An 18,054-nucleotide genomic window follows, 5' to 3' on the forward strand; every position below is an offset into this window, starting at 1 on the left:
GTGACGCGGGTCTGGGTTAACGTTACGCGGAGTGCGGTGCGGTCGCACCCGCCGCCTCATCGATGAGCTCGATCGTGCGGGCGGTGCCATCGAGCACACCCGCGGACAGGGCGGCGACGCTCATGTCGTGGATACGCTGGGGCTCGGCGAGGACCGGCAGCAACGCGGACCGCACCCAGCCGGGCAGGAAGTCGGCGTCGTCGACGAGGATGCCACCGCCGGCGGCCACGACGTCGGCGGCGTTGAAACGCTGCTCGCCGTTGCCGACCGGGTACGGCACGAACACGGCGGGGATCCCAAGGGCGCTCAGTTCGCAGACGGTGGCGGCTCCGGCACGGGAAACTGCGAAGTCGGCGACGGAGAGGGCCAGGTCCATCCGGTCGCAGTAGGCGATCATCCGGTAGCCGGGCAGGTCAGGATCGTCGACCTCCGCGGCGTTGCCGGTGATGTGGAGTACCTGCCAGCCTGCTTCGGTGAGGGACGCGGCGGAATCGACGACGGTGCGGTTGATGCGGCGGGCGCCGAGCGAGCCGCCGGTGACGAGCAGGGTCGGCAGGCCGGCGTCGAGGCCGAAGAACGCCAGGGCGGCCGTACGGGAGCCGGCCCGGTCGAGGGTCTCGATTTCCCGGCGCAGCGGCATGCCGACGACCCGGGCGTGCCGCAGCCGGGTGCCGGCGAAGGCAACCCCGACCGAACGGGTCAGCGCGGCGCCGACGCGGTTGGCCAGCCCGGGCCTGGCGTTGGCCTCGTGGATGGCGATCGGCACGCCGGCCCGGCGCGCGGCGAGGTAGGCCGGCGTGGCGACGTAACCGCCGAAGCCGACGACGACATCGACGCGGCGGTCGCGCAGGACGGCGGCCACATCGTTGATCGCACGATTGAACTTGGGCGGGAAGCCCAGCGCGGCGCGGTTCGGTCGGCGGGGAAAGGGCAGCCGCGGGACGATCAGCAGTTCGTAGCCGCGTTCGGGGACCAGCCGGGCCTCGAGGCCCTCGGCGGTGCCGAGGACGAGGACCGTGGCGTCGGCCTCGCGCAGGCGGAGCGCGTCGGCGACGGCGAGCAGCGGGTTGACGTGGCCGGCGGTGCCGCCCCCGGCCAGCAGGTACGTGGTCATCGGGTGGTTCCTCGTTTCGGTGCGGCGCCGACGGGAGCCGGGCGTGCGGGTGCGGCCGCGGCAGTGCGGGTCTTGGCGTCCTCGCCCAGGTTGTGGTCGCTTCGAGCGAAGGACAACACCACCCCGATCGCGGCCAGGGTGGTGAGCAGGGCCGTGCCACCGGCGGAGATCAGCGGCAGTGGCACCCCGAGGACCGGGAGGACGCCCAGGACCACGCCGATGTTCACGAGGGCCTGGCCGATGATCCAGACCATGACGGCCGCGGTGGTGACCTTGATCTGCATATTGGCGGTGCCGCGCATGATGCGGATGAATGCGAAGGCCAGCAGGACGAACATCAGCAGAACGACGATGGAGCCGATCAACCCCAGTTCTTCGCCGATGATGGCGAAGATGTAGTCGTTGTCGGCGGCGGGCAGCCAGGACCACTTGGCCTTGGAGTTGCCCAGCCCCACGCCGAACACCCCCCCGTTGGCCAGCGCCCAGGTGCCGTGCAGGGGCTGCCAGCACGCGGCGGAGATGGTGCCCTTCAGTTCGTCGCAGCCCTCGGAGGCAAAGCTGAGGATACGGGTCATCCGGTTCTCACTGCTGATGGCGAGCAGCACGCCGGCCGCCGCACCGAGGACCAGGGGCACGGCGAGCATCCGCAGCCGCAACCCGGCGAAGAACAGCGCGCCGAACAGGATGCCGGCCATGATGATCACGGTTCCGAGGTCACCGCCGATCATCACGAGCATGACCGCCCCGCCGCCGACGCCGAACACGGGGATGTACACGTGTCGCCAGTCGTCGAGCTTGTCCTTCTTCTGCGCGAGGATCACGCCGAGCCAGATCACCAGGGCGACCTTGATACCTTCGGAGGGCTGGAACTGCACCCCGGCGATCGAGAGCCAGTTCGTGTTTCCGGCGACGGTGACACCGAGCGGGGTGAAGATCACGAGGCACTGCAGCGCGCAGGTCACGCCGAGGGCCCACCAGGCGATGCGCTTCCAGAAGGTCACGGGCAGCCGGCTGATCACGAGCATCAACGGAATTCCGAGCAGCGCGAAGATGCCCTGCCTGAAGAGACCACCGTAGAAACCGGCGTCCTCGAGATACGAGTCCACCGACGAGGACGACAGCACCATGACCAGGCCGAAGATGACCAGGAAGAGCGTGGTGCCCAGCAGGAGCAGGTAGTTCGTTGATTCGGCCCGGAACACCCGGCCGAGGTTGATCCGTGTCAGGGCGCTGCCGCGGTCCTGGGAACTGTGGTTCTCGACGCGCTCAGGCACCCGGGTACGAGGACGAGTCTTCATGCGACCCACCTCCCAAATAATCGTGTACGGCCTGGGCGAACTTCGCCCCGCGTTCCGCATAGCTCGCGAACTGGTCCATGGATGCCGCCGCCGGCGCCAGCAGGACCACGTCCCCGGCGGAGGCGAGGGACGCGGCCAGGACGACCGCGGACGGCATGACCTCCCCAGTGTCATCCGAGTCGATCTCGAAGACCCGCAGGGCGGGGGCGTGTCGCCTAAATGCCGCCAGGACTTCCTTCCGCTCGACACCGATCACGACGGCGCCGCGCAGCCGGCCGGCGTGCCGGGCCACGAGGTCACCGATGTCGACGCCCTTCAGCAGTCCGCCCACCAGCCAGACCACGGAGTCGAAGGCGGCCAGCGAGGCATCCGCCGCGTGCGGATTCGTCGCCTTGGAGTCGTCGATCCAGCTGATGCCGTCGCGGATCGCCACGACCTCGATGCGGTGCGCGTCGAGCGTGAACGTTGCCAGGGCTGCCCGGATGGCGTCCGGTGACACGTCGAAGGACCTGGCCAGGGCCGCGGCGGCCAGGATGTTGGCCACCACATGCGGGGCGGCCAGCCCGACGGCGGCGAGGTCGCTGATCGTGGTGAGCTCGATGGCGCTGTCGAACCGGTCCTCGAGGAATGCCCGGTCGCAGAGGATGCCGTCGACGATACCCAGGTCGCTGGGCCCCGGCACTCCCAGGCCGAAGCCGATGGCTCTGGCGCCGTCGCCGACGTCGGCGTCTTCGACCATCCGCATCGTGGCGAGATCGGCCTTGTTGTACACGCAGGCGACGGTGGTGTTCGAGTAGACCTTGGCCTTCGCGTCGCGGTATGCGCTCGCGGAACCGTGCCAGTCGATGTGGTCGTCGGCGATGTTGAGGCAGACGCTGGAGACGGGGATGAGCGCGCCGGGACCGGTCAGCGGCAGGTGGTGCAGTTGGTAGCTGGAGAGCTCGACCACGAGCACGTCCCAGCCCTGGGGGTCGCGGATGGCGTCGAGCACGGGCACGCCGATGTTGCCGCAGGGGGCGACCCGGTGGCCGCCGGCCGCGAGCATCGTCGCGGCGATCTGCACGGTCGTGGTCTTGCCATTGGTGCCGGTCACGAGGATCCAGGGCGCAGCGGGCCCGACCTTGTCGCGCAGGCGCCAGGCCAGTTCGATGTCGCCCCAGACCGGGATGGCCTGTTCAGCGGCCCACTGGAGCAAGGGGTGGTCCGGGTGGAATCCCGGCGACACGATGATCAGCTCGGCGTTGTGCTCGACCAGGGCCGGAGGCGCGGCGTCAAGGTCGGCGGTGACCAGGGGGACGCCCAGGACCTCGAGCAGGCGAGCCCGCTCGTCGGGGGCGCGGCCGGCGACGACGAGGACCTCTGCGCCGAGCTCGGCCAGGGTGTCCGCCGCGGCGAATCCGGTCATCCCGAGGCCGAGAACGGCCACGCGCAGGCCGGACCAGTCTGAGTGCCAGCTGGTCAGGGCATCGAGCCGGTCGGGGCCGCTGCCGGGGCGGGGGTCTGTGCCTGGAGCATCGAAGGAGTGGGAGCCCATCAACGGGCCAGCCACTCGAGGTAGAACGTTCCGACGCCGGCGGCCACCAGCAGCCCGCCGATGATCCAGAAACGCACCACGACGGTGACCTCTGCCCAGCCCTTGAGTTCGAAGTGGTGATGGATGGGGCTCATCAGGAAGATCCGTTTGCCGCGGGTGACCTTGAAGTACGCGCGCTGCACGATGACCGAACCGGCCTCGATCACGAAGAGGCCGCCGATGAGCACCAGCAGCAGCTCGGTGCGGCTGAGGATCGCCAGCGCGGCAAGGGCCCCACCGAGTCCGAGCGAGCCGGTGTCGCCGAGGAAGATCTTCGCCGGTGAGGTGTTCCACCAGAGGAAGCCGATGAGGCCGCCGACGATCGCAGCGGCCACGATGGCCAGGTCGAAGGAATCCGGTCCGGCGTAACACTTGTACATGTCGGCGATGTCGGACCCGCCGGTGTTGCAGGACTGGTTCGACTGCCAAAAGCCGATGATGATGTACGAGCCGATCGCGAAGACCAGCGAGCCCGTGGCGAGGCCGTCGAGGCCGTCGGTGACGTTGACGCCGTTGGAGGTAGCGGCAACGATCAGGCAGATCCAGATGATGAACGCGGCGATGCCGATGAAGGTGCCGAGCTTCATGAAGTCCAGCGGCAGGTCCCGGATGAAGGAGATGTGTGTGGACGCCGGGGTCTGGCCGTTCTTGTCGGGGAACTGCAGGGCCATCCAGCCGAACGCACCGGCGACGACGACCTGGCCGGCGACCTTCTGCCAGCCGCCAAGGCCAAGGCTGCGCTGGTTGCGGGTCTTGAGGTAGTCGTCGAGGAAACCGACCAGGCCCAGGCCCACCATCATGAACAACACGAGCAGGGGCGACGCCGTCAGCGGCCGCTGTTGCAGCCACATCGCAAGGAAGTAGCTGACCAGGACGCCGACGATGATGATGATGCCGCCCATGGTGGCCGTGCCGCGTTTGGCGTGGTGGCTCTTGGGTCCGTCATCGCGGATGAACTGGCCCCAGCCGAGCTTGTGGAACAGCCTGATGAACAGCGGGGTGAGCAGCAGGGTGAAGACGAGGGACATCGCTCCGGCCAGTAAGAGGGCAATCACGAGTACAACTTTCCCAGTCGGTCACCGAGGAAACGGAGTCCGGCTGAATTTGATGATTTGACGAGCACGGTGTCTCCGGGCTTGACGGTGTCGCTCAGCAGGTCGAAGGCCTCGTCAGCGGTGTCGACGTAGGCCGATTCCCCGTCCCAGGAGCCCTCGTTGATGGTGCTGATGTGCATGCGACGGGCGGCGCGGCCGACCACGATGAGTTGGGAGATATTGAGGCGCACCGCCAGGAGCCCGATCCTGTCGTGTTCCTCACCGGAGAGTTCCCCGAGCTCGCTCATTTCGCCCAGCACCGCGATCGTGCGTCCCTCGGGATTCCGGATCTGGGCGAGGGTCTTCAGGGCCGCGGTCATCGAATCGGGGCTGGCGTTGTAGGCGTCGTTGATGACGGTGACGTCGTCCCGCCCGCCCATAACCTCCATGCGCCAGCGTTCGGCTAGGGTGACGGATTCGAGCGCGGCGACGATGTCGTCGATGGGCACCCCGAGGGCGTCGGCGGCGGCGGCGGCGGCCAGGGCGTTCATCACGTGGTGCTCACCGAGGACCCTGAACGACACCGGGCGGCTGGCGCCATCGGGCAGGTGCAGGGTAAAGGTCGTTCCGGTTCGGCTGCCGTGGATGTCGGAGGCGCGCACCATGGCGCGCTCACCCTCGCCGAACCAGACCACCCTCGCGGCGGTGAGGTCCGCCATGCCGGCGACCCGGTGGTCGTCGACGTTCAGCACAGCGATGTCGTCGGGTCCGAGGTCGGTGACCATCTCGGACTTGGTCCGCACGGTGGTCTCGATGCCGCCGAATCCGCCGGCATGGGCCAGGCCCACGCTCAGGACGATGCCGATGTCGGGCCGGGCCATCCGCACGAGGCGCTTGATCTCGCCTTCGGCGCTCGCACCCATCTCGGCGACGAGGAACTCGGTCCGGGGGGTGACCTCGAGCATGGTCAGCGGCGCGCCGACCTCGTTGTTGAAGGACGCGCGGGCGGCGACGGTGGGCCCGACACGTTCGAGGATTGCGCGCAACAGGTTCTTGGTGGTGGTCTTGCCGTTGGACCCGGTCACGCCGATGACTTTGAGGGAGCCGATCGAGCGTGCCCGGCCGATCACCACGGTGGCGAGGTCGCCGAGGGCGGTGACAGCGTCGCCGACCACGATCTGGGCGACCGGAAGGTCGAGGAGTCGTTCGACGATGACCACAGCGGCTCCGTTGGCGACGGCGGCCGGTGCGAAGAGGTGACCGTCGGTCTCCTCCCCCGGCTTGGCGACGAAGATGTCCCCGGCGGCGACCTCGCGGGAGTCGGTGTGAACGGCACCGTCGACGACGGACTCTGCCGTCACCGGAGAGTTCGTGGAGTCGAGGTGCAGTGTGCCGTTCATGGCTGCGGCGATCTCCGCCAGGCTCAGGGCGATCATTACAGCCACCCGGCTTCCTGCAGAGCGAGTCGGGCGTCGTCCCTGGCTGAATACGGGAGTTTCACTCCGGCTACCTCCTGGTAGTTCTCGTGGCCGGGCCCTGCGTAGAGCACGACATCGCCCTCCGCGGCCAACGATAGCGCGCGGCGGAAGGCTGTGGCGGGGTCGGGGACCTCGTAGAGATCCCCGTCTGGCACGGCCTCGCGTGCCGCAGCGAGCAGGGTGGCCCTGATGGTGGCCGGGTCTTCGAATCGCGGATGGAAATCGGTGATGACGACCGCATCCGCACCGCGGGCGGCGATGGCGCCCATGGCGGCGCGCTTGGTCTTGTCGCGGTCGCCGTCGGCCCCGAAGACCATGATGATGCGCCCGGTGGTGGAGTCGCGGATCGCCCCGAGGGTGTTGAGGAAGGCATCCGGGCTGTGGCCGTAGTCGATGTAGACCAGTGGGCCCCGGTCTCCGGAGATCAGTTCGGCACGGCCGGGGATGTAGGCGTTGATGCCGCCGTCGCGGGTGAGCGCATGCTCGATGGCGGCCAGGTCGAAGCCGCTCTCCACCAGGATCACGATGGCCAGGGCCGCGTTGGCGGCCATGTACCAGCCGAGGAGTGGCACCCGCGTCTGCAGCCGGCGGCCATCGGGTCCGTCGAGGGTGAATTCGGTGGAGCGGGCACCGGTCTGCACGACGTTCATGCGCCAGTCCGCTTCGACCGGACTGCGGTCGGCGTCAGCCGACCCGACCACTGGGTTGTTGGCGAGGGTAGTGACCGGGATCCGGCTCTCCGCCGCGATGCGGCGGCCCCACTCGGAGTCCACCGTGACTACTCCCCGGCGGGAACGGTCGGGCTGGAAGAGCTGCAGCTTGGACTGGAAGTACTCCTCCATCGACGCGTAGTCGTCGAGGTGGTCGTGGGAGAGGTTCGTGAAGCCGGAGACGTCGAAGACCAGGCCGTCGACCCGGTGGCGGCTGATGGCCTGGGCCGATACCTCGATGCCGACGGCCCGCACCTCGGCTTCGCGCATCCGGGCCAGCAGGGCGTGGAGTTCGCTGGCCTCCGGCGTGGTCAGGGCGCTGGTCACGGCGACGTCGCCGATCCGGCGCTCCGCCGTTGAGGTGAGCCCTGCGACGACGCCGAGCTGGCTGAGGATGGCGAAAAGCAGGTAGACGACGCTGGTCTTGCCGTTGGTGCCGGTGACGGCGAACAGGTCCGCCGGGTTCTCGGCGGTGCGGTGGATCCAGGCGGCGACGGTGCCCAGCGCGGCGCGCACATCGGCCGTGACGAGGATCGGGAGACCGCTATCAGCGGCCAGCAGCGCGCCGGCCTCGTCGGTCAGCACGGCAACGGCCCCGGCTTCGCGCGCCGCCTTGGCGTGGGACGCCCCGTGGATCATCCGGCCGGGCACGCCGACGAACAGGTCGCCGGGCTGTACGGTGCGCGAACTGAGGCTCACGCCGGTCAGTTCACGGTTCATGGTGTCTCCGCGAACGTCAAGCTCAAATTCATCGACCAGTCCGGACAACGATCGCGGGACCGGATGTTGAGGACGGAGAGCCGAGGGCGCCAAATCGGTCACGAGGCTCACTTTCTTACCAGGTATCGGGGAGATCAGGCGCGGCGGCGCCCGAGGGAACTGCCCGGTACTTTTTCAGCACCTGACTCATGACCTCTTGAAAGACCGGAGCGGACGCTGCTGACGAATTCATGTTAACAGGATCGGCCAGACTCACCGAAACGACGTACTGCGGATCGTCGGCCGGAGCGAAGCCGGACACCGACACCAGGTAGCCCTTGGAGTAGCCGCCGTTGCCGTCGGGCATCTGGGCGGTACCGGTTTTGGCGGCAGCGCGGTAGCCCGGGATTTCCCAGGTATCGGCCAGCCAGGCCTTCTGATAAACCATTTCGAGGATGTCCGCCGTGTCGCGCGCCGCTTCGGCCGATACGACCTGGGTGCCCTCGGCCGCGGGAACGTCGGTGAGGGTGCCGTTTGCCGCGCGGCAGCCGGATACCAGCTGCACGGGCATCCGGACGCCGCCGTTGGCGATGGTCTGGTAGATGCTCGACACCTGCAGGGCCGTCGTGGTCAGACCCTGGCCGAACATCGTCGCGTACTCGGTCTGGTTGTCCCACTTGTCGGCCGGGTGCAGGATCCCGGGGTCTTCGCCCGGGAAGCCGCTCTCGGTTTCGGTGCCGACCCCGAACTTGGTCATGTAGTCGTAGCGCTGCTGGTCGGTCAGACGCTCGCCGAACTGCGATGTGCCGGTGTTGGACGACTCGATCAGCACCCCGGTGAGGGTGAGGCGCAGGTCGCCGTGCGCCGAGCTGTCATTGATGTTGGCTCCGTTCGCCGGCAGGTAGCGGAACGGGGCGACGACCTCTGATTCGGGGGTCGCCACGCCGGCGTCAAGCACGGATGCGGCCGTGAGGGCCTTGAAGGTGGAGCCCGGCTCGTAGGAGGCCGTGAACGCGCGTGAGCCGCGGTCGTCGGGGTTGGTGGTGGCGCTGACGTCGTTGGGGTCGACACTCGGATAGTCGGCCACGGCGACGAGCTTGCCGGTCTTGACCTCCTGCACGACGACGTTGCCCCAGGCTGCCCCGGTCTTCTGGGCCTGCTCGGCGAGCACCTGCTGCACGAAGAACTGGAGGTCGGAGTCGATGGTGGTGATGACGTCGCTGCCGTCGACGGGGGGCTCGGTGGTGACCGTGCTCTCCGGCAGCCGCACGCCGTCGGCGCCGCGCTCATAGGTCTCCGAGCCGTTGCTGCTGGCGAGGCAGGAATCCTGGCCCACCTCGAGGCCGGCCTGCGCCTCGCCCGCCGACGAAACGAACCCGACGAGGTTGCCTGCGACGGCGCCGTTGGGGTAGACCCGGCCGGGGTTCTGCTGGAAGGTGAGCCACGGAATGTCGAGCGCGGACAGGGCGCGGAACGCGTCAACGCCGACCTGCCTCGCGACGAGCGCGTAGTCGGACTTGGGATTGTCGGCAAGGGACTCGGAGATGAGGGCCTGGACCTTCTCGGTAGGCAGACCGACGACAGCGGCGATCTCCGCCACGGACTGGGCCAGGGGGATGGAGGTTTCGACTCCGTCGACGGTGCGGGTGAACGGCGAGGCGTTCTTAGGCGAGAGCGCCACGTCGTAGCGCATCACGGTTCCGGCTAGCACCACGCCGTTGGCGTCGAGGATCTCGCCTCGCGAGCCGTACACGGTTCTCTCGACCGACCGATTGCCGAGGGAGTCGGCGCTGAGTGTGTCGGCGCGCACCACCTGGATGTCGACGAGGCGAACCACGAACACGCCGATGATGGCGACGAGGACGACGACCGTCGCCGCGATCCTGCGCTTGCTGGACATGTTGGTTCTCGCCACGTGGTGGACCTCTCGTATCGGACTGTACCGGCGTCTATCGTGTGGTCGGCGACGGCAGGCCGTCGGCTACCCTAACCGCCGCGGTGGCAGTTCCGGCGGCAGGCGCGCCGGACGCGACGCTGGTTCCCTGGCCGCCGGCGGGCAGCTGGGTGACGAGGGGAACCCCGGTGAGCAGGGAGTTGGGAACGAGGTCGGCGGCACCGGCCTGGGTGCCGCTGGCCGAGGTCGGCGCGCCGAGGACGGCGCCGTCGGACAGACGCAGGTAGGCCGGGGTGGAGTTGCTGACCATGCCGAGTGCTTCGGCATTGGCGGCGAGGTTCTGCGGTGAGGAGACGCGGATGAGGTCTTCGCTCACGCTGTCGGCGGTGCGGCCAAGCTCGACCTGGCTGGCGCGCAGTGCCGAGATCTCGTAGGCACCCTGGGAGATTCCCACGCTCAGCAACAGCTGCGCCACGATGACGGCACCGACGCAGGCCACCGCCGACAGCGCGTAGACGACGCGGGGACGCGTGTGAGTGCTGGGGCTGACGATCTCGATGTGGCGGCGTTCGTCGGCGCGGCGTTCGTCGGCGCGGCGTTCGTCGAATTCGGGGCGCAGCGTCTCTGTAGTCAGCACCCGGGCCAGGTTGTCGCTCATTCGGCTCTCCTCAGTCGTTCGGCGGCACGCAGGCGAACCGATGTTGCACGGGGGTTGATGGCTTTTTCCTCGTCGGACGCCAGTTCGGCACCCCGGATCAGCAGGGTGAATAGCGGTTTGTGCTCCGGGAGCTCGACGGGGAGTCCGGCCGGGGCGCTCGACTGCGACGCGGCGGCGAACATCCGCTTGACGATGCGGTCTTCGAGCGACTGGTAGGCCATCGAGACGATGCGGCCGCCGACGGCCACGGCCTCCATCGCGGCGGGGATGGCACGCTCGAGGACGGCCAGTTCCTGGTTGACCTCGATGCGGAGCGCCTGGAAGACCCGTTTGGCGGGGTGCCCCATCCGCTGCACGGCAACCGGGGTGACCTTGGTGATGACCTCGACAAGCTGGGCGGAGCGCACGAAGGGGGTCGTCGCCCTGGCTTCCACGATCGCCTTGGCATACCGGCCGGCGAGTTTTTCTTCGCCGTACTCCTGGAAGATCCGCCGCAGGTCTGCCTCACTGTAGTCGGCGAGGATCCGATCGGCGGTGAGCGGCGACGTGCTGTCCATGCGCATGTCCAGCGGCGCATCCTTGGAGTAGGAGAAGCCGCGCTCGACCTGGTCGAGCTGCATGCTGGAAACGCCGAGGTCGAAGAGGATTCCCTGCACCTCACTGATGCCGAGGCCGGCCAGCGCCTCGAGGATGCCGTCATAGACGGTATGCACGAGGTGGATGCGGTCACGAAACGGCTTGAGGCGTTCCTCGGCGATGGCCAGGGCGGCCAGATCGCGGTCCAGGCCCACCAGGGTCAGACCGGGGAACCGCGTCAGCATGGCTTCGGCGTGGCCGCCCATGCCGAGCGTGGCGTCCACGAGGATCGCTCCGGGCGCGGCCAGAACCGGGCCGAGCAGCTCGATGCTGCGCTCGAGCAGCACCGGGGTGTGGATCTCGCTCAGCTGCGGCCGCTCGGCCGAGCCGTCGGGGGTCTTGTCGCTGTTCATCTGGTTGTTCGTCGTGTTCTTGTCGTTGTTCTCGTTGTTGTTCATAGCTACCGGGGCCGGATCCTGGGGCCTGATCCCCATCCGTTCCGCCTGGCACCGGGGAAGTGTGTCAGGAGGGCAACGGCTGGGAGTCGGGCACCAGGAGCTAGAAGAGTCCCGGAATCACCTCCTCCGTGATGTTGGCGAACGAGGCTTCCTGCTCGATGAGGTAGGCGTCCCAGACCTCGGTGTCCCAGATCTCCACGCGGTTGCCCACGCCGATGACCGTGAGATCGCGGCCCAGGCCCGCATAGGCCCTCAAGTTGGCGGGGATGGTCACCCGGTTCTGCTTATCGGGGGTTTCGGCGCTGGCTCCGGACAGGAAGACCCGGAAGAAGTCGCGCCCCTCCTTGCTCGTGATGGGCGCCTGACGGATCTTTTCGTGCACCTCGTCGAAATCACGCGAGGTGAAGACGTACAGGCACCGTTCCTGGCCGCGCGTCATAACGATGCCGGTCGAGAGGTCCTCGCGGAACTTGGCCGGCAGAATGACGCGCCCTTTTTCGTCGAGCTTGGGGGCATAGGTCCCGAGGAACATTCATCACCCCTCTCTTCCGGCCAAGGTCAGGTGTTGCTCCACTTTACTCCACTATCAACCACCGTGTCTGGAAAATGCGGCATATTGCTGCGAATCTGCCCAATTATTCCCCGAAAACACGCTGAATCACTGGGTGGAGGAAAATCCCAGAATTTGGGGGCCTGTGGGGACGTTTGGGGCGCAAAAAAGGACCGGCGTGGTGGCCGGTCCTGCGGGGTGCGACGATGTGGATGAAAAGGGAGGGTCAGGGGTGGCGGGAGAGCGAGCGGCTGGGGAAATGCAGAACGCCCGCCGTCTGGTTCACGGCGGGCGATACTGGCTATTGGTGTGCGATTACTGCTGGCCGTCCTGTCGACGGTCCCAGCGGTCATTGAGCTTGTCCATGAAGCCCTGCTGACTGCGGGCCTGAGCGGGACGACGGGACTGGTTGGACGACGGCCTCGTCGCCCTGGCCGTGCGGCCCGGCGTGATGGCCAGCAGCACGCCCCCGAACATGATGATGAATCCGACGATGCCCAGCCAGAGCTGCTGCACCGCGACACCGGCGACAAGAGTCGCTATCCCGACGACGCCGGCGAGTACCCCCAGCACAATGGAACGGTAATTGGGGCGGAGGCGGGTGCCTCCCACGCTCGCCACGAATTCGGCATCGTTGTGATAGAGGCTGCGCTCCATCTCTTCGAGGAGTCGCTGCTCTTGTTCTGAAAGCGGCATCTCATTCCTCCAATTGGGGATCGAGCGGATTAGACCCTAATTCTAGTCCCGCCGAGATGGCTAGGCTAGGCGGGTGACCGAAAGCACTCGACTGGTCGATCTGGTTCATTCTCGCATCGACGAATTCATCAATACGCGTGAGTCAATTGTGACGACCATCAGTGGGGACCTGGCTGTGCTGGTCGACTTCTCACGGCAGTTTCTCAGCGGCGGAAAGCGCTTTCGGGCCCAGTTTGCCTACCTCGGCTGGCAGAGCGTTCCGGCCCCCTCCAGACACCCCGCAGCGGGTGCTTCCGCCGGTGTGCTCGGCGAGACCGCCGGCATCGTGGCCATCGCCTCGGCGTTGGAGGTTTTCCACGCCGCGGCGCTTGTGCACGATGACATCATCGACAATTCCGACACCCGCCGCGGTGCGCCATCCGCTCACCGTCGTTTCGAGAGCCTGCACGGCGCTGAAGGGTGGGCCGGAAGCCCGGCCGATTTCGGCCGGGCGTCGGCGATCCTGCTCGGCGACCTCTTGTTGGGCTGGAGCGACGAGCTTCTCGACGAGGGACTCGACGACGCCCCCGATCGGGCCAGCGCCCGCCGGGCCCGCCGTGAGTTCAACCTCATGCGCACCGAGGTCACGGCCGGCCAGTACCTCGACATCCTCGAGGAACGGGCCTGGCTCACCCAGCCTGAGGCCGAATTGCTCGACCGTGCCGTTCGCGTCATCGTCTTCAAGTCGGCCAAGTACAGCGTTCAGGCCCCCCTCGTGATCGGCGCCGCCCTCGCGGGAGCCACCGACGATCAGCTCGACACCCTGCGCGCCTTCGGCCTCCCGCTCGGCATCGCCTATCAGCTGCGGGACGACCTGCTCGGCGTCTTCGGGGACGCCGCCGTGACCGGCAAGCCCAGCGGGGACGACCTTCGGGAGGGGAAGCGTACCGTGTTGATCGCGTTGGCCAGGGAAGGCCTGGACACGGCCTCCCGGCACACCGTCGACCGGCTGCTCGGCCGGCCCGACCTGACGCCGGATCAGATTTCGTCGTTGCAGCAGATCATCGTGGACAGCGGAGCCGTCGACAGAGTGGAGACCCTCATCCAGCAGAACGTAGCCCAGGCCCTGGCGGCATTGGACGGTTCAGATGTGGTGGCCGGGGTCGGGGCAGAGCTGACCGACTTCGCCGGGACCGTGACGCGACGCGTCTTCTAGCGACGCGCCGCACGGTCGGGGCGGGAGCCGGCTGAAGCCGGTACGGCCGTGCCGGCTAGGCCGTGCTGGTCAGGCCGTGCCGGTTAGGCCGTGCTGGTTAGGCCAGAGCCTGGGCGACGCGGCGCACCTCGGCCTTGCGGCCGGCCAGCAGCGCATCGATCGGGGGAACTCCGAGGCTGTCGTCCACCTCGAGCAGCCACTCCATGGCCTGGTCGTCGGTGAAGCCATCGTCGGCGAGCACGATCAGGGTGCCGCGAAGCTCGCCGACCGGCGCGCCATTGCGGATGAAGGACGCCGGCACGCTGACCTTGCCGTCGCGGCGAACCGCAAGCAGGTGCTTGTCCTCGATGAGCTGCCGAACCCGGCTGTGGCTGATGCCGAGGACCTCGACCAGTTCGGGAATGGCGAGCCAGTCTGAGTCGGACGCGGATGTTTGTACTGAAGACGAATCGGTCACTCTTCAAGCTTCCCATGATTCGCCATCGCCGACAAACCCCCGTCTCGGCCCGCCGGCACGGCACCTTGCACGGACGGCCGGCCGGGCTGAGCGGCCTTTTTCGCCGATTCGGAAGACTTCCTGGGGTGTACCCGCGTGGTTAATTGACTCGGCATACCATCTGTGTCAGCGTTGAGAACACGTCAGCTCTCACGGAGATAGTTGTCGACCAGCAGTCAACGAGCGGAGCGTCATGTCGGTTAGAGCCAGCAAGATCGAAACGGGGACGGTCCGACCGGACTCCCCCGTCGAGACGACAGGCTCACCGGCCACGGGTTCGTCGTCGAACGCTGCCAAGCACCGTCCGGCACCGACCGGCATGCGGCGCTCCATCGGCGCCTTCGCCAGCATCCCCCTTGTTGTGGTGAGCACCCTCGCGATCGTGCTCAACCTGGCGTCACCGGCCCAGGCGGCCACCGCCCTCAGGAAGCCGCTGAAGAGCCGCACCACGCTGCCGCAGGTCGCGGTCAAGCCGGTGCAAGCCGTTCAGCCCACTGCGGCGACGCCCGCGCCCAGCCAGTACACCGTCGTCGACGGTGACACCATCAGCGCCATCGCCGGCAGATTCGGCCTGTCGACCGCCTCGGTCCTGGCCCTGAACGGCCTCGGCTGGTCCGCAGTGATCTTCCCCGGCCAGGTTCTCACCCTGTCGACGGCCCCGGTCGCCGTCGCCGCGACCCCGGCCTCTGTCGCAACCGAACTCACCCGGTACACCATCCAGTCCGGCGACACGCTCAGCGGCGTCGCGGCCGCACACGGGGTGCCCACCGACGCCCTGTTCAGCGTGAACGGCCTCGGCCGCAACAGCATCATCTTCCCCGGCCAGGTCATCGTCCTGCCGGCCGCGGGCTCGGCCGCCGCTCCCGCTGTCGCTCCGGTCGCGGCGACAACGGTCACGACCCCGACGCCCGGCAGCCACACCGTGGTCGCCGGCGACACCGTGGACAAGGTCGCCACCGGCGCCGGCGTCTCGGTGCAGTCGATCCTGGAAGCCAACGGCCTGGGCTACTCGAGCATCATCTACCCCGGCCAGGTGCTGACCATTCCCAACTCCCCGGCCGCAAGCTCCGCACCGGCAAGCTCGGCGCCGGTCCTGAACGCGGTCCCCGCCGTGGTGATCACTCCGGCGGCCGCCCCGACGCCCGCTCCGGCGCGGGGAACCGTGACCCCGCTCACCGCGGACATGGCCGCGAACGCCCGCCTCATCATCACCGTCGGCCGGGCCGCCGGCGCGAGCGACGCCGCCCTGGTCGTGGCTCTCGCCGCCGCCGCCCAGGAATCGGGCATGCGCAACATCGACTACGGCGACCGCGATTCGCTCGGCCTGTTCCAGCAGCGCCCCAGTTCCGGCTGGGGCAACGAGGCGCAGGTCATGGACGCGGAAAGGGCCATCCGGGCCTTCTTCGGCGGACCGGTGAACCCGAACCCCGGCGTCACCCGTGGACTGCTGGACATCCCGGGCTGGGAGGCCATGACGGTGACACAGGCGGCACAGGCCGTCCAGCTGTCCGGGCACCCCGACCTCTACGCCAACTGGGAGGCATCCGCCCGCAGTTGGCTCGCCGACCTCGGCTGAAACGCGCGATTTCGGCATCAGTGACCGAATCGTGTCCCGGCGCGCTGGGGGCCGTTCAGAGGAACGCCCGACTTTTCCGTAGACTCGTCGGGTGACCGAAAGCCCCACAGACCCCATGATCGGCCGCCTCATCGACGGCCGCTATCAGGTGCGCTCCCGGATCGCCCGCGGCGGTATGGCCACCGTGTACCTCGCCACCGACCTGCGCCTCGAGCGCCGGGTGGCCATCAAGATCATGCACGGTCACCTGGCCGACGACAATGCCTTCCGCAGCCGCTTCATCCAGGAGGCCCGCTCGGCCGCCCGGCTGGCCCACCCCAACGTGGTCAACGTGTTCGACCAGGGCCAGGACGCCGACATCGCCTACCTGGTGATGGAGCACCTGCCCGGCATCACCCTGCGGGACCTGCTCAAGGACTACGGCCGGCTCACGCCCGAACAGACCATGGACATCCTCGAGGCCGTACTCTCCGGTCTCGCGGCCGCGCACAAGGCCGGGATCGTGCACCGCGATGTGAAGCCCGAGAACGTGCTGCTCGCCGACGACGGTCGCATCAAGATCGGTGACTTCGGGCTCGCCCGCGCCGTGAACAACAACACCGCCACCGGTCAGGCCCTGCTCGGCACCGTGGCGTACCTCTCCCCCGAACTCGTCACCCGCGGCGTCGCCGACGCCCGCAGCGACATTTACGCGTTGGGCATCATGACCTACGAGATGCTCACCGGTGAGCAGCCGTACGTGGGCGAGGCCCCCATGCAGGTGGCCTACCAGCACGCCAATGACACCGTGCCGATGCCCAGCCTGGTCGCGCACGGCGTTCCCACCGAGCTCGACGAACTCGTGCTCTGGGCCACGGCTCGTGATCCGGAGGAGCGTCCCCGCGACGCCAGAGTAATGCTCGACCAGCTGCTCGACGTTGAAAAACTCGTGCGGCCCCGCGACGACACCGCGATGCAGGCGACCATGGTGCTCCCCCGGGGCCTTGCGGCGGCATCGGCTGACGCCGAAACCCAGATCCTCGGCCGGCGCCCGCTGGCCGTGGCCCCCGCTTCCGCACCCCTGCCGGCCGACGACGACGACGAACCTGACAACACCGCGCAGCTCGCGGGCAGCGCCACGAAACGCCGCCGCCGGGGCTACTGGTTGTTCGGCCTGATCGTGCTGCTCGCCGCCCTGGCCGGTGGAGCCGGCTGGTACTTCGGTGTCGGCCCCGGTTCGGAGATCCAGGTTCCCTCCCTGGTGTCGGCCAGCCCGGAGGAGGCGACGGCGACGCTTGAAGAGCTCGGCCTCGTCGCCGCGCAGGGCACCGAATACAGCACCACGATTCCGGCAGGGCTGATCGTCAGCACCGATCCGGGCGACGGCGCCCGGGTTTCCAAGGGCAGCACGGTCACCCTCAACGTGTCGCAGGGGCCCACGCCGATCACGCTGCCGGCTCTGGCCGGTCTCAGCGCGGATGACGCCGCCATGGCCATCGCCGAGGCCAAGGCCGTCCCTGGGAACGTCGACGAGATGTTCCGCGACGACGTCGAGGAAGGCCTGGTGATCTCGGCCAGCCGGGAGAGCGACGGCGGCGATGTGTCGCAGGGCGGCGACTACTTCGAGGGACTCAACGTCAACCTCGTAGTGTCGCTCGGGCCACTCCCCGACGTCACCGGGGAGGCGGTCGACGACGCCATCGGTATCCTCGAAGACAAGGGCCTCGTCGCCACAGCGGGTGAGGAAATCTACAGCGACACCATCGCGGAGGGCGACGTCATCTCGGTCGCCGCCGCCGAGGAGGGCCCGATCCGGGAAGGCTCCACGCTCATTCTCTCGGTGTCCCGCGGCCCCGAGCCTGTGGAGATCCCCAATGTGGTGGGCATGTCCTGGAGTGAGGGCAAGCAGGTCCTCACCGACCTCGGTTTCGAACTCAAATATCAACTCGGTGCTGACCAGATTGCCGTCCTGTTGAAAATCGAATCGACTGACCCAGCCGCGGGAACGTCCGTTGCCAAAGGAAGCACCATTACCCTCAAACCCACCAACCCGTTCGGGTAGTCTCCGCC

15 protein-coding genes are annotated in these 18,054 nt (G+C 68.0%); 3 read left to right on the forward strand and 12 right to left on the reverse strand.

Features of this window, described 5'->3' with window-relative positions; translation table 11 throughout:
- Positions 1 to 22 precede the first annotated feature (22 nt).
- The 11 genes from E3O42_RS07425 to E3O42_RS07475 form a co-directional block, all read right to left on the reverse strand.
- Positions 23 to 1,114, reverse strand: coding sequence for a UDP-N-acetylglucosamine--N-acetylmuramyl-(pentapeptide) pyrophosphoryl-undecaprenol N-acetylglucosamine transferase (locus tag E3O42_RS07425; protein ID WP_134453341.1), 1,092 nt, complete (start codon positions 1,112 to 1,114; stop codon positions 23 to 25).
- A complete protein-coding gene (ftsW, locus tag E3O42_RS07430; RefSeq protein WP_134453342.1) occupies positions 1,111 to 2,412 on the reverse strand; it encodes a putative lipid II flippase FtsW in 1,302 nt (433 codons plus the stop codon). Before ftsW ends, E3O42_RS07425 begins: the two co-directional genes overlap by 4 nt.
- Positions 2,381 to 3,946: a UDP-N-acetylmuramoyl-L-alanine--D-glutamate ligase gene (gene murD / locus E3O42_RS07435; RefSeq protein ID WP_134453389.1), complete on the reverse strand. Its 1,566-nt coding sequence runs from the start codon at positions 3,944 to 3,946 to the stop codon at positions 2,381 to 2,383. The genes ftsW and murD overlap by 32 nt, the downstream gene beginning before the upstream one ends.
- Positions 3,946 to 5,040 carry a phospho-N-acetylmuramoyl-pentapeptide-transferase gene (gene mraY, locus E3O42_RS07440; RefSeq protein WP_134453343.1) on the reverse strand — a complete coding sequence of 365 codons (1,095 nt, stop codon included), beginning with the start codon at positions 5,038 to 5,040 and terminating at the stop codon, positions 3,946 to 3,948. Before mraY ends, murD begins: the two co-directional genes overlap by 1 nt.
- Positions 5,037 to 6,455: a UDP-N-acetylmuramoyl-tripeptide--D-alanyl-D-alanine ligase gene (locus tag E3O42_RS07445; RefSeq protein ID WP_134453390.1), complete on the reverse strand. Its 1,419-nt coding sequence runs from the start codon at positions 6,453 to 6,455 to the stop codon at positions 5,037 to 5,039. The genes mraY and E3O42_RS07445 overlap by 4 nt, the downstream gene beginning before the upstream one ends.
- Positions 6,455 to 8,029 (reverse strand): Mur ligase family protein, encoded by a 1,575-nt coding sequence (locus E3O42_RS07450; RefSeq protein WP_134453344.1) that lies wholly within the window; start codon positions 8,027 to 8,029, stop codon positions 6,455 to 6,457. The genes E3O42_RS07445 and E3O42_RS07450 overlap by 1 nt, the downstream gene beginning before the upstream one ends.
- 13 nt (positions 8,030 to 8,042) lie before the next feature.
- Positions 8,043 to 9,821: a peptidoglycan D,D-transpeptidase FtsI family protein gene (locus E3O42_RS07455; RefSeq protein WP_241984705.1), complete on the reverse strand. Its 1,779-nt coding sequence runs from the start codon at positions 9,819 to 9,821 to the stop codon at positions 8,043 to 8,045.
- Positions 9,822 to 9,855: 34 nt separating this feature from the next.
- Complete coding sequence (ftsL, locus tag E3O42_RS07460; protein ID WP_134453345.1) at positions 9,856 to 10,458, reverse strand: cell division protein FtsL; 603 nt, start codon at positions 10,456 to 10,458, stop codon at positions 9,856 to 9,858.
- Positions 10,455 to 11,447, reverse strand: a complete 993-nt coding sequence (rsmH, locus tag E3O42_RS07465; RefSeq protein WP_198414091.1) for a 16S rRNA (cytosine(1402)-N(4))-methyltransferase RsmH — start codon at positions 11,445 to 11,447, stop codon at positions 10,455 to 10,457. The genes ftsL and rsmH overlap by 4 nt, the downstream gene beginning before the upstream one ends.
- Positions 11,448 to 11,592: 145 nt before the next feature.
- The gene (gene mraZ, locus E3O42_RS07470; protein WP_134453347.1) at positions 11,593 to 12,024 is read right to left on the reverse strand and encodes a division/cell wall cluster transcriptional repressor MraZ; all 432 of its coding nucleotides are present in this window, start codon (positions 12,022 to 12,024) and stop codon (positions 11,593 to 11,595) included.
- 333 nt (positions 12,025 to 12,357) lie between these two features.
- The gene (locus E3O42_RS07475) at positions 12,358 to 12,738 is read right to left on the reverse strand and encodes a DUF3040 domain-containing protein (RefSeq protein WP_134453348.1); all 381 of its coding nucleotides are present in this window, start codon (positions 12,736 to 12,738) and stop codon (positions 12,358 to 12,360) included.
- Positions 12,739 to 12,811: 73 nt separating this feature from the next.
- On the opposite strand from E3O42_RS07475, the gene E3O42_RS07480 reads away from it, so the two are divergent.
- Entirely contained in the window at positions 12,812 to 13,933 is a 1,122-nt protein-coding gene (locus E3O42_RS07480) for a polyprenyl synthetase family protein (RefSeq protein ID WP_134453349.1), read from the forward strand.
- A 97-nt stretch (positions 13,934 to 14,030) separates the two neighbouring features.
- Here the strand turns inward: E3O42_RS07480 and E3O42_RS07485 are convergent, their stop codons facing one another.
- Positions 14,031 to 14,390 (reverse strand): Rv2175c family DNA-binding protein, encoded by a 360-nt coding sequence (locus E3O42_RS07485; RefSeq protein WP_134453350.1) that lies wholly within the window; start codon positions 14,388 to 14,390, stop codon positions 14,031 to 14,033.
- Positions 14,391 to 14,622: 232 nt separating this feature from the next.
- Here E3O42_RS07485 and E3O42_RS07490 point away from each other — a divergent pair, with 232 nt between their 5' ends.
- Together E3O42_RS07490 and pknB are read left to right on the forward strand one after the other, a co-directional pair.
- Positions 14,623 to 16,005 (forward strand): LysM peptidoglycan-binding domain-containing protein, encoded by a 1,383-nt coding sequence (locus E3O42_RS07490; RefSeq protein WP_241984706.1) that lies wholly within the window; start codon positions 14,623 to 14,625, stop codon positions 16,003 to 16,005.
- 91 nt (positions 16,006 to 16,096) lie between these two features.
- Positions 16,097 to 18,046 carry a Stk1 family PASTA domain-containing Ser/Thr kinase gene (gene pknB / locus E3O42_RS07495; RefSeq protein ID WP_134453351.1) on the forward strand — a complete coding sequence of 650 codons (1,950 nt, stop codon included), beginning with the start codon at positions 16,097 to 16,099 and terminating at the stop codon, positions 18,044 to 18,046.
- The last annotated feature ends 8 nt before the right edge of the window (positions 18,047 to 18,054 follow it).

The sequence above is a fragment of the Cryobacterium adonitolivorans genome, assembly GCF_004402695.1.
GTDB classification, from domain to species: domain Bacteria; phylum Actinomycetota; class Actinomycetes; order Actinomycetales; family Microbacteriaceae; genus Cryobacterium; species Cryobacterium adonitolivorans.